The 11777-nt window shown below is 62.3% G+C and carries 8 protein-coding genes; 6 read left to right on the forward strand and 2 right to left on the reverse strand.

The annotated features are described in order from the left end of the window. The 6 genes from ONB25_11315 to ONB25_11340 all read left to right on the forward strand — a co-directional run. A partial coding sequence (locus ONB25_11315; protein ID MDZ7393472.1) for a trimethylamine methyltransferase family protein occupies window positions 1-1361 on the forward strand: 1361 nt, incomplete at its 5' end. A gap of 18 nt (window positions 1362-1379) precedes the next feature. Further along, window positions 1380-2504 (forward strand): AmmeMemoRadiSam system protein B, encoded by a 1125-nt coding sequence (gene amrB / locus ONB25_11320; protein ID MDZ7393473.1) that lies wholly within the window; start codon window positions 1380-1382, stop codon window positions 2502-2504. A 23-nt stretch (window positions 2505-2527) separates the two neighbouring features. Further along, window positions 2528-3586 (forward strand): DUF3524 domain-containing protein, encoded by a 1059-nt coding sequence (locus tag ONB25_11325; protein MDZ7393474.1) that lies wholly within the window; start codon window positions 2528-2530, stop codon window positions 3584-3586. 22 nt (window positions 3587-3608) lie between these two features. Continuing rightward, window positions 3609-4007, forward strand: coding sequence for an acyl-CoA thioesterase (locus tag ONB25_11330; protein MDZ7393475.1), 399 nt, complete (start codon window positions 3609-3611; stop codon window positions 4005-4007). A gap of 280 nt (window positions 4008-4287) precedes the next feature. Next, on the forward strand, window positions 4288-5538 hold the full coding sequence (pepT, locus tag ONB25_11335) for a peptidase T (protein MDZ7393476.1): 1251 nt from the start codon (window positions 4288-4290) through the stop codon (window positions 5536-5538). Between the two features lie 243 nt (window positions 5539-5781). Beyond that, a complete protein-coding gene (locus ONB25_11340) occupies window positions 5782-7665 on the forward strand; it encodes a TonB-dependent receptor (GenBank protein ID MDZ7393477.1) in 1884 nt (627 codons plus the stop codon). Window positions 7666-7815: 150 nt separating this feature from the next. Here the strand turns inward: ONB25_11340 and ONB25_11345 are convergent, their stop codons facing one another. Together ONB25_11345 and ONB25_11350 are read right to left on the reverse strand one after the other, a co-directional pair. Further along, the gene (locus tag ONB25_11345) at window positions 7816-8565 is read right to left on the reverse strand and encodes an RNA methyltransferase (GenBank protein MDZ7393478.1); all 750 of its coding nucleotides are present in this window, start codon (window positions 8563-8565) and stop codon (window positions 7816-7818) included. 56 nt (window positions 8566-8621) lie between these two features. Next, a complete protein-coding gene (locus tag ONB25_11350; GenBank protein MDZ7393479.1) occupies window positions 8622-11738 on the reverse strand; it encodes an alpha-mannosidase in 3117 nt (1038 codons plus the stop codon). Window positions 11739-11777 lie beyond the last annotated feature (39 nt).

Consider the following 11777-nt stretch of genomic DNA (forward strand, 5'->3'; position numbering starts at 1 on the left):
ACGAAGAGGGGAGGCGCCTGCTCACGGACGCGGGCGCAAGAAGCGAACCGGGCTCTTCGCAAATTAAGATTCCTCGGGGTCTGGTGGAACAATCCATTGCTTCAGCGCCAAAATCAATCACCATTTACGACCGCGCGGGGGAGCCGGCCATGCAGCTTGAAGCTGATCGCGTGCACTTTGACCCGGGCTCGGCGGCTTTGACCATCCTGGACTGGAAGACGCAAAAGGAGCGCACGCCGGTCACTGCCGACCTCGTGGCCCTGGCGCGCCTCACCGACAGTCTGCCGCACCTTGCGGCGCAAAGCACTGGCCTCATTCCCGGGGACGTGCCTGGAGCCATTGCTGACCGCTACCGGCTGTATATCGCCCTGTTGCACGGGCGCAAGCCCATCGTCACCGGCACCTTCGCGGTGGACGCGTTCGAGGTGATGTGGGACATGCTGGTGGCCGTCCGTGGCAGTCGTGAGGAGCTCCACCGCAAGCCTCTGGCGATCTTCGACTGCTGTCCTTCGCCTCCCCTGAAGTGGAGTCGGCTCACCTGCCAGTGCCTTATCGATTGTGCGCGCGCTGGAATTCCTGCAGAACTTGTCTCCATGCCTCTCACCGGTGCCACGGCTCCGGCCACGCTTCTGGGCGCGCTGGTCCAACACACAGCCGAAACATTGAGTGGGGTGGTCATCAACCAGCTGGCACAGCCTGGGGCTCCGGTCATCTACGGGGGTTCACCCTCAGCCATGGACATGCGCACCGGCACCACTCCGATGGGCGCGATCGAGACTATGATGCTGGACGTGGCCTATGCCGCAGTGGGCAAGCATTTCTCGCTGCCGACCCACGCCTACATGGCTCTCAGCGATGCCAAGGTCTTGGACGCGCAGGCGGGCTTGGAGACAGCCATGGGGGCAGTGCTCGCTGCCCTAGCGGGCATCAACGTGGTCTCCGGGCCCGGCATGTTGGACTTTGAAAGCTGCCAGAGCCTGGAGAAGCTGGTCATCGACAACGACATCTGCGGGGCGGCACTGCGGCTGGTGCAGGGGCTGCAGGTGCGTACCCCCCGCCTGGCCGAGGACCTTTATGGCGCCATCTACGACGGCGACCACTTCTTGACCTCACCCACGACCCTGGAGTGGTTCAGGCAAGAGATGTTCTCGCCCAGCGAGGCCATCGACCGTGACAACTACCAATCCCGCCAAGCGAAAGGGGACCTGACCGCTGGCGAGCGCGCGCATCGCATTGTCCAGCAGCTCCTGGCGGCCGAACCCAGCTCTGCCCTACCGAAAGAGGTTGCCCGCGAGCTGGAGCGTCTCATGGTGCGGGAGGCTCGCAAACACGGCATGGCGACACTGCCAGCCGCATCCTGAAACAAGCGGAGGCCTACGATGCATCACTGGCGCAAGGTAATGTGCGACATGGTCCTGGTGGGCTGGGCCGCACTGAGCGTGGGCGCGGTCCGAGGCCAGGTGAGCTCTGCATCAGCACAGGATAAAATGCGCGGGCTCAGGGACACCGTGGGGTTTGCGCACACGGCCGCGCAGATCGAACAGATAGTCCGCGCTGCGGAGATGCTGGAAATGGAACAGCTGCTGGCCAATGCCACGCGCTTCAACCTCGATAACGATAGCCGTTGGGTTGCCGCTGTCTGCCCCCACGACGACCATCTTCTGGCCGGGAGGGTTTACGTGCACGTGTTCAGGCACCTGCGCGCGCCACGGGTGGTCCTGTTCGGTGTGGCGCACAAGGCCAATGACTACCGCCTGCGCGACGTGCTCGTCTTTGATTCATTCGTGACCTGGCGAGGGCCCTATGGCCCTGTGCCCGTCTCCCCCCTGCGCCAGGAACTCCTTGCTCGCCTCCCGGCGAACACCTATGTGGTCAACGACGAGTTCCAGGGAGTGGAGCACTCGGTGGAGGGCATCGTGCCATTCCTGCAGCACTATGTGCGCGAGGCGGAAATCGTGTCCATTTTGGTTCCACCCATGAACTGGCACCGTATTGATGAGCTCTCCGCCCACCTCGCCAAGGCCCTGGCTGAAGCAGTACGCCGACACAAATGGGTGTTGGGCCGAGACATCGCCTTCATCTGCTCCAATGACGGAGACCATTACGGGGACCAGGACTGGGGTGGTCGCAATATGGCCCCGTTCGGCGCTGATCTCTGTGGCTACCGCATTCAGACCGCCATGGATAGCCTACTGGCACTTTCCACGCTTGCCGGCCCGCTCGCGGCGCCCAAACTGGAGTCCTTCTGCCGCCAGGTTTGGGCCGAAGACGATATTAGCCAGTACAAGATCCGCTGGTGCGGAAGGTTCGCGGTGCCATTTGGACTGGAAACGGTGCGCAAGACCGTGGCGGCCTTAGGTCTCTCTCCCTTGAACGGGTACCTGCTCCGCTACGACACGAGCTACCGTTTGGGCACGCTTCCACTGCCGACGATTGGCTTGGGCACGACGGCGCCGTACCACCTCCGCCACTGGGTCGGGTACACGGCGATTGGCTACCGGTAGAACAGAGGCGCGCATCTGTGGGCATGACCAGGGTCCTGATTCTCGAACCGTATGCGAGCGATTCCCATCTCCAGCTGGTGCGTGGCATGCAGCGCTGGCTCCGCTTCGACTTTCGCCTCATCACCATGCCGCCGCGCAAATGGAAGTGGCGCATGCGTGGCGCCGCGCTTTACCTGGCACAAGTCCTGGCCAGCGAAAAGCCGGCGGACGTAGTCTTTTGCTCCTCACTGCTCAGCCTCGCTGACCTCCTGAGTCTTGGGCCGCAGTGGCTGCGCGAGGCACGCAAGGTGGTCTACTTTCACGAGAACCAGTTCGTGTATCCCACACGCCTATACCGCGAATGGGATTTTCACTTCGCCTTCACCAACCTCACCACCGCCCTGGCAGCGGATGCCGTGGTGTTCAACAGCAAGTTCAATCGTGATTCGCTCCTGGGCAGCATCCCTGCGCTGTTGAAAAAGTTTCCGGACTTTCGCCCTTCTGGTCTGGAAACGCGTATCGGCGAAAAGAGCCAGGTGTTGCCCGTACCCTTGGACCCGGAGGAATTTCCACCACCGCAGCCGAAACAGGGTCCTGCCCGTATCATCTGGAACCACCGCTGGGAACATGACAAGGACCCGGAATCATTTTTCGCCGCGCTCTATGAGCTTCTTGCTCGAGGCCTCCGGTTTTCGGTGTGCGTGCTGGGGCGAGAGTTCAAGGACCTCGCCCCCCTGTTTACCGAAGCCCGCGCACGGCTGGGGCCTGCGGTAGCACATTGGGGTCGTGCCGAGTCCCGTGCCGAGTACCTGCGCATCGTGTCTACCGGGGATATTGTGGTCTCCACTGCGCTCCAGGAGTTCTTCGGCCTTGCGGTGTTGGAAGCAGTGCGGGCCGGCTGCGCCCCCCTTGTTCCCAATCGGCTGGTCTACCCGGAGCTCTACCCATCCTCGTGCCTTTACGAAGATGGCACCCTGGCAGACCGACTCGCAACGGCCATTGCCCAGGTGGAAGAGCTGCGTGCTCAGGATTTCGCCGCACTGGCTCGCCCGTATGACTGGCCCAATTGGGTGAACTCTTACACTCAGGTGTTGAAAGGATGACCCAGGAAAGGGTTGAATCGGAATGGATACCCCTTTGATTGCGCGCTTGAAGGTGAGGAGTTACGAGCTCGACTCCTTCGGCCATGTCAATAACGCGAATTTCCTGCACTATTTGGAAGTTGCACGGGGTGAGTTCATGGCGCTCAAAGGGATGGGGTTTGTGGACTTTCAACGGTGGCAGGCGCGGCCGCTGGTGGTGCGCGCATGGATCCACTTCCACACCCCAGCCCTTGCCGATGACCAGCTCCGCATCGAAGGCCGGATCAGTTCCTGGGGCAGGGCGCGTTTCACCTTGTCGTACCTCATCTACAACGAGAGCAGAGGGCGCCTCTGCGCAGAAGCAGAAACTGTAATGGCATTTGTGAACCCGCAGGGGAAACCGGTGCCAGTCCCCGAGGCCTTTCGCAAGGCATTCTCGTGAAGAAGGAGGACCTCCGCAGCCACGTTCTTCAGGGCCTACACCTCGAGGGAACACGTTTGCCTGCGAGGAGGAGGCAGCCATTTGTCGGCGAGCGCACATGACCTTGAGAAACTGCGAAAGGAACACAGCCGGCCCTAACAGTGGCGACTTGATGCAGCCAGCCGCCGCGTGCCGAGACAGGGTATTTCGAGCCGGGTTCCCCCTCAAGGTCCACATAGCAGAAAAGGCCCGGTGGCAAAGGGACCGCACGCAATGGATGTAAAACAATTCGGGAGGAACAATGGCACAAACCGTTGTGGAGCGCTTTCTTCGCTACGTGGCAATTGACACGCAGTCGGCGGAAGATGCCGCGACCTTTCCCAGCACCGACAAGCAAAAGGTGCTGGGGAAGATGCTTGTGGAAGAATTCCAAGCCATGGGCCTTAAGGCCAGGATGGACGAGCACGGCTACGTGTACGCAGAACTGCCGGCCAATGGACCAGACACTATTCCCACCATAGGTTTCATCGCCCATCTGGACACCTCGCCTGACGTCTCCGGTGAGGGGGTGAGACCTATCATCCATCGGAACTACCAAGGTGGCGACATCGTGTTGCCCGGCGATCCTGGTGTGGTGATTCGCGCCGCAGAAAACCCTGCCCTTGCCAACCAGATCGGCAATGACATCATCACTGCCGACGGGACCACCTTGCTTGGCGCCGATGACAAGGCGGGCATTGCGGAAATACTCACCGCTGTGGAGCACTTGCTAGCGCACCCAGAAATCCCGCGCGGTCCCATCAAGATTGCCATCACCCCAGATGAAGAGGTGGGCCAGGGAACCAAGTTCTTCGATGTAGAGGCATTCGGCGCCGACTACGCCTACACCGTGGACGGCGAGACGGTGGGCGAGATCGAAAACGAGACCTTTTGCGCCGATACGGTGGTATTGACCGTGCACGGCGTTAACGTGCACCCCGGGTATGCGAAGGGGAAAATGGTGAATGCCATCAAGATCGCGGCCGAGATCATCGACCAGCTGCCCAAGAACTCCCTTTCCCCCGAGACGACCGAGGGGCGCGAAGGCTACCTCCACCCCAACAGCATCACCGGTGGTGTGGAGCAGACGACCATCAAGTTCCTTGTCCGCGACTTTACCGTGGAAGGGCTGAAGCGGCATGAGGAGTTGCTGCGAGTGCTGGCTGACAAAGTCATGGCCCGGCACCCCCGCGCCCGCTTGGAGTTTGAGGTGCAAGAATCCTATCGCAACATGAAGTACAAGCTTGATGAAGACCCGAAAGTGGTGGAGTATGCACTGGAGGCGGTGCGCCGCGTGGGACTGCAGCCCAAACTCAGCTTGATCCGTGGCGGCACCGACGGCGCCCGGCTCTGCTACCAGGGCCTGCTCACGCCAAACATCTTCACCGGCGGCCACAATTTCCATTCGCGGCAGGAATGGATTTCGGTGCAAGACATGGAAAAAGCGGTGGCGGTGTTGGTGGAACTTGTGCGAGTCTGGGCCGAAAAGAGCACCCAAGGGCAGGCGAGCTGATTGAACAGGCGGGAATACCGATGGCTCGTGTTTTCCTTCGATTCCGGCACATGCGACCGCCGGCGCTGAAAGCCGCCTATTGGTCGCTCTTCGCCGTGATCGCGTGGGCGATTGGCCTCGATGCGTCCGCCCAGGTGCCGCGGGCACCAAAGGACACGGTGACCTACCGAGCCGCACCGGTGGTGGTGACGGCCAGTCGCCATGAGCAAGACCCACTCATGACGCCGGTGCCTGTTGCCGTGATTGACCGCCACCAGCTCTCTCAGGCCCGCCTCCACCGCAAGCGAAGTGGTCGCCATGACCCCCGGGGTGACGCTGTCCTCAACAGGGCCGTGGAGTCAGCAACCCGTGATTCGCGGCCTGAAAGGTGCACACGTCCTCACCCTGGTCAACGGCCTCCGTTTAGAAGTACTTCGCGCTTACGGTCAGCATGCTCCATTGCTAGACGTGGATCAGGTGGAACGCGCGGAAGTGGTGCGCGGGCCGCACTCGGTTATGTACGGTTCCGATGCAGTCGGGGGTGTGATCAACTATCTCACCGTGCCAACCTTTGTCGCCACGCCGCGGCTGCAGATGGGCACGGCAGGGAACCTGCGCTGGAGCTCTGCCGACGGCCAGCGCGCCGCAGGGGCCCGTCTGGTCCTTCGGGCACCGCGCCTCAATGCCCGCCTCCGTTGCGGTGCCCGCCGCTCGGAGGACATCCGCACCCCAAAAGGACCGCTCGCAAACACCCAGTACCAAGGTCTTGACGCTGATCTGGACCTTGCGTATCTGCTTTCGCCTGGGTACCTTCTCCGCGGCGGCATCTCGACCTTGCGTTCCTCCGACGTAGGCATACCCACTTCGCCCTACGCGGAAAAGGCCCGCTTTCGTCGCTACGAACGGACCGTCCTCAGCCTGGGCTTTGAGCGGGAACCACGAGCTCCTTCGCTCCTCGCACTGCGCGCCAACGTCCACTACCAGTGGGGCGCACGCGAGTTCGAAGCCGTACTGCACGTCCCCCGCGGTGCACAGCGCATTGACCAGTCCTTAGAAGCCCACCGTTCCGTGGACTCCTTCGGTGCGAACCTGATGGCCAGCTGGCTTTTGACCGGCCGCCACTTCGTCAGCGCGGGGCTGGACCTGTCCGGTGAATGGGACGATACCCGGCGACTGGCTCTCAACCGCCTGTACGACGCCAAAGGGGCGCTTCTTCGGGAGACCATTGACCGTGTCCCGCCCACGCCGCCTTCCAAGCGCCTGGCAATAGGGGCTTTTTTCAGTGACGAATTCTCCCCCACAAGTCGCCTGTCCGTGACGGCGGGCGCGCGAGTCGACCACTTGCTGAGCACCGCCACCGGCACACCCGGAACCTTGGCGAGCCACGACCTCGCATGTCATGATCAAAACGTGAGCGGCAGCCTTGGAACAAGCTTTGCGCTCACTCCTGCTGCGTACCTCTTTGCGAACGTGGGCAGGGCCTTCAAGGCACCTGATCTGCAAGAGCGCTTTTTCAAAGGCGTGGGGCAGCGCGGCTTCGTGATCGGGAACCCCGGTCTAAAGCCGGAGACCAGTCTGAACTTCGACGGGGGAATAAAATGGCGTACGGCTCGTTCCAGGGGAGAGTTGGACTTGTTCTGGAACCGCGTGGCCGACCTCATTCTGCTTGCGCCCATCTCCGCGGCCGCGGACACGTTTCGCTATGGCAACGTGGGGTGCGCCCTTCTCCGCGGCGGAGAAATCGAGGTGGAAGCGCGACTGCTGAAGGCCCTATGGGGTCATGTCCAGGCTGCGTACGTGCACGGCACGGATATCCACGCTGGGCGGCCCCTCCCGCAGATTCCGCCGTTCAACGTGCGTCTCAGCATGGAGTGGCGCGCCCACGGACGCTGGTGGGCCCAGGCGGCAACTCGGCTTGTGGCGGACCAGCGACGGGTCGCGCCAAACGAGGCCTGCACACCTGGCTACGCACTGTGCGACGTAGCCGCAGGCCTCAACCTGCGCAGTCTGGGGCTCCCTGCGGCGTTGACCCTGCGCATTACCAACCTCTTTGATCGTTCCTACCGCGAACATCTCTCCACAGTCACCTGGTGGGATGCGCCTGGGCGCAATGTCATCGTGGGAATGGACTGGCAGCAGGGGCCTTGAGCTCCCCGGCACAGCACGGCTCCGAACCTGATGGCCCCAACGGGCGCATCCGAGGATGGGCAATGGCGCCCGGCCGTGATGTCCGGCTAAGAAGGCACGTTGAGCCCATGCCGCGACTGTTGCTCGGGGAAGGACGGCTTCAAAAGCCGGCTATGTGGACCCCATCGTCCCCAGGCGCTGGCGCATCACCTCGGCCATGACAATGGCAGCAGCATGACTCAGGGCCAGAGAACCCACCGCGCCTGCCATGGGGATGCGGACGAGTCTGTCGCATTGCCGTCTAATTGCTGCTGACAGCCCCCGTTTTTCCCCGCCGATGGCCACCATCACCGCGCCGGTCATGTCCGCCTCGTAGATTGTGCGTCGCGCGGTGGCCACACACCCCCATAGGCGCACGCCAAGTTTCTTGAAAAGCGGGACCTGCCTTTCCGCGTCGTCGATGAGCGCCAGGGCCATGCGCTCGAAGGCCCCCGAGGAGGCCCGCGAGACCGCCGTGCTGTCGAAATCCCACACGTGCTTCTTCAAAAGCACCGCATCCATCCCCAGGGCCTCTGCCGAGCGCAAGGTAAAGCCGAGGTTTTGGCTGTCGTCCACGCCGTCCAGAAGGAGAAGGGCCGGTGGCTTGCCCTGCGCGGCCAACCTTTCCACCAAAGCCTCCACGGCCAGCGGGCGTCTGGGCGTTGCGAGGGCAATGACACCGCCATGAGTCTTGCCGTGAGCCATCGCGTCGATCTCTGCGGCCGGAGCGTACTTGACTGGCACCCCCTGCTGTTCGGCCATGGCGATGAGCTCTGCCACGCGCTGAGGGTGAATGCCCTCCCGCAAGACGATGAGGCGCAGGCGCCGTTGCCGAGCCTGCAGCGCCGCCTCCACACAAATGCGCCCTTCGATCAGCTCCACACCATGAACTCCTCGTGCCCCCGTATGCCCTCACGCAGCTCCCCAGCCTTCACGCTTCAACGTCCAGTCAGTCCTTCATCGCTCAGTTTCAGCGAAAGAACCTCAAAAGGAGACAGGGAGACCCGTGCGCTCCCCTGGCGCATAATCACTTTCCTCTGGGTTCGCTCCAAGAGGTCCACCTCCCAGGCGCGGACAAGACCAAGCTCCTGGGTGATATGGGCCTTTGCCGGCACCCCCGCGGACTCGTAAAGGCGAAGAATGAGCCCCTGGCCGTCTTCCTCCGCTTTGAGCGTGTCCAGCACCACCGATGGCGCTCCTGTTGCGCTCAGAAAGCTCTTGCATGCGGGCAGGGCCCCTGTCTGGCGCCCACACCGGACTGCCAGCAGGGGAACATTGAGCTCGTAGGCAGCCTGCACAGTGCCGGCGGCCCGCCAGTCGCCCGCGTGCGGGTAAAGGGCATAGCTAAAGCGATGCAGGCCCTCATCGGTTGGCGCATCGTAAAGGACCCCGTACTGGCAGTTCTGCGGGTCTGGGGCATAGCAGTTGTTGAGCAGCGTGAGCCGTAGCACGTTGTCCCTGGCGTCATAGCCGTACTTGCACTCGTTGAGCAGACTCACCCCATAACTCCCGTCGCCCAGGTCCGCCCAGCGCTGAGCTGGCACCTCAAACCGCGCCTGCTCCCAGGAGGTGTTGCGCCGCGTGGAGCGACTGATCGCCCCGAACTGAATTTCGTACCAGGCACGCTCCGCGGTCACAGCCAGCGGAAAAGCTACCTTCAACAACGTGCGCGGCTCATGCCAGTCGACCAACGTGTCGAACTCAATACGCCGCAAGTCCCGGTAGAAGATGATGTCCTGGACAATCGAGGATCGGCCGCTTCCCAGAGTTACGCGAGCAACGACACATACTGGGCCCACGGCGAACTGCACTCTTCTCTTAGCCCGCAGGATCTGAAGCGGCCTATTCTCGTAATCCGCCGCAAGCTCCCACGCTTCCCAAAAGCTAGGGTAGTGGAGAAAGGTCTGCAGGACGTTGCCGGGCTGACCCGGTGCCAGCACCTCGCGCCCGTACTCCTTGTCCGCCAACCGCACCAACTCCCCCCTATCGTTCAGCTGCGCCACAAAGTGAGGCGTATCGACCTGAGTGTCCTGCACCGTGCATGATGTATGGCTTTGCGAACCTTTTCCCTTCACCAGCCGGAAGGTGCGATAACCGCAGGCCGGGACATCTTGTGCCACAAATATCACCACTTCCTGCCCGTCCACTCCTCGCAGGCGCTGGCATGGCACAAGGTTTCCAGCAAGGTCCTCGATGCCCACAGAATGCGGCAGCTCAGCTGCAGGCAGGGCGACCACATCGCTCCGCGTCCAACCAAGCGTGTTAAACACCAGGATGTTGTCTTCCCAGGCCCCTGTATCGACCTGGGCAACGATAGACTGTAGAGCACGTTCCCTTTCGCCCCCTGCCGCCTCGCGCACGAACGCATAGTCTGCTAATGCATCCTGGTAAACCTGGGGAATGGAGCTACCCGGAAGAATATCGTGAAACTGGTTGCGCAGCACACGTTCCCAGCACTCGCGCAAGATGTCAAAGGGGTAGGCACCTCCCAGTCGCCAGGCAATGGAGGCCAAGAGCTCCGCGTCACGAAGAAGGAGCTCACACTTCCGGTTCTCCCGCTTGATGACCGCGTGCGTCGTGTACGTGCCCCTATGGCCCTCCAAGTAAAGTTCGTCCGCCCACACCGGCAACTGGCCGCTCTCCTTTTCAGCGGCGGCAAAGAACTGCTCCAAGCTCCCCTGCCGCACCGATGGGTGACCAGGGGCGCGCTGAAGCCGCACCAGGTGCTCCAGGTGTGCCCTGGTGGGACCACCCCCACCGTCGCCATGTCCGTAGGACAGGATCACATGGCGGCAGGTGTCCTTCTGGCGAAAGCCTTCCCACGACTCGCGCACGGCGGCAGCGTTCAGTCCCGCACTGTAGGCCTGCCGATGGAAGCAGAGGTGGGCCAGCACGCGGGAGCCATCCACGCCCTGCCACCAGAACGTGCTGTACGGGAAGGGGTTGGTGTACAACCACCCGATCTTGGCGGTGAAAAAGTAGTCGATACCGGCCTTCTTCAGAAGTTGTGGCAAGACCCAGGAATAGCCGAACACGTCCGGGAGCCAGAGCACGCGTGCCGGAGCCCCAAACTCTTGCTCCAGGAAGCGTTGCCCATACAGGAGTTGCCGCACCAAGGCTTCTCCACTAGGCAGATTGCAGTCAGCCTCTACCCACATCCCGCCGGTGGGCTCCCACTGCCCGGCGCGCACCTTTTCCTTGATCCGCCGATAGAGCTCCGGGTAGGCTGACTTGACGAAGGCATACAGCTGCGGCTGGCTTTGCACAAAGTGATAGCCGGGATACTCCTCCATCAGCCTGGTGGCGGTGGCGAACGTGCGGGCGCACTTGCGTTTCACCTCCTTGAGGCGCCACAGCCACGCCACGTCGATGTGCGCATGACCAAAGGCCCACACCCGGCCAGCGTGGCTCGTCCGCAGTCGTCTCCATGCCTGCCGAAAAAACCGGCCTGCCCGCTTGACGGCCGCAAAGTACGCGGGACTGCCAGGTTCGCGCGGGTCCAGGAGCTGTGCTGTCTGTTCCACGAGGGCCGCAACCTCTCGCCGCGCACTGGACCCCTCAGGCAGACCGGCCAACACGTCCAGGGCCACCTGTAGGTCATAGTAAAGCTCCCACGCCTCCGGCTGCACGCGCCGCAATTCCGCCCGCCGAAAGACATGGCGCTCTTCCGTGAGACCCGCCCATGCCTCCACTGCGAGCGCGAATTGCTCCCCGCCCTGGGCGCAAGGGGTCAGCACGTGCTCGCGATGGTTCACATCAATTCCTTGAACAGGGCCCCCATTCACGAACAGGAGCGATTCATCAACGTCAAGGTAGAGGTGCGCAGGACTTCCGGCCCACGTTTTGGGAATGACCACCTTAGTGCAAAACCACGCGGTGCGGTCATAGCCTCCCCACAAGAGTGGAAGTTCGACCTCACGCCAATGGCCAGCCGGGAGCGTGGCCACCTGCTCCGGACTCACTTCACCCTCGCCCATCCGCCAACGCGGAAGGGTCAGGCGCTCACTCCACAGGTGCTGTTCGAGCTCCAACAGAAACCGCAGGACAGTCTCCACATCTCCTCCTTCATTTAGCACTCGCGAGGCACAAATATA

It is taken from the genome of candidate division KSB1 bacterium (assembly GCA_034506335.1).
Taxonomy (GTDB): domain Bacteria; phylum Zhuqueibacterota; class Zhuqueibacteria; order JANLFK01; family Oleimicrobiaceae; genus Oleimicrobium.

Excerpts from the sequence above, each read along its gene's own strand:
- amrB (MDZ7393473.1), top strand. The coding sequence starts at position 1,380 with ATGCATCACTGGCGCAAGGTAATGTGCGACATGGTCCTGGTGGGCTGG.
- ONB25_11325 (MDZ7393474.1), top strand. The coding sequence starts at position 2,528 with ATGACCAGGGTCCTGATTCTCGAACCGTATGCGAGCGATTCCCATCTC.
- ONB25_11330 (MDZ7393475.1), top strand. The coding sequence starts at position 3,609 with ATGGATACCCCTTTGATTGCGCGCTTGAAGGTGAGGAGTTACGAGCTC.
- pepT (MDZ7393476.1), top strand. The coding sequence starts at position 4,288 with ATGGCACAAACCGTTGTGGAGCGCTTTCTTCGCTACGTGGCAATTGAC.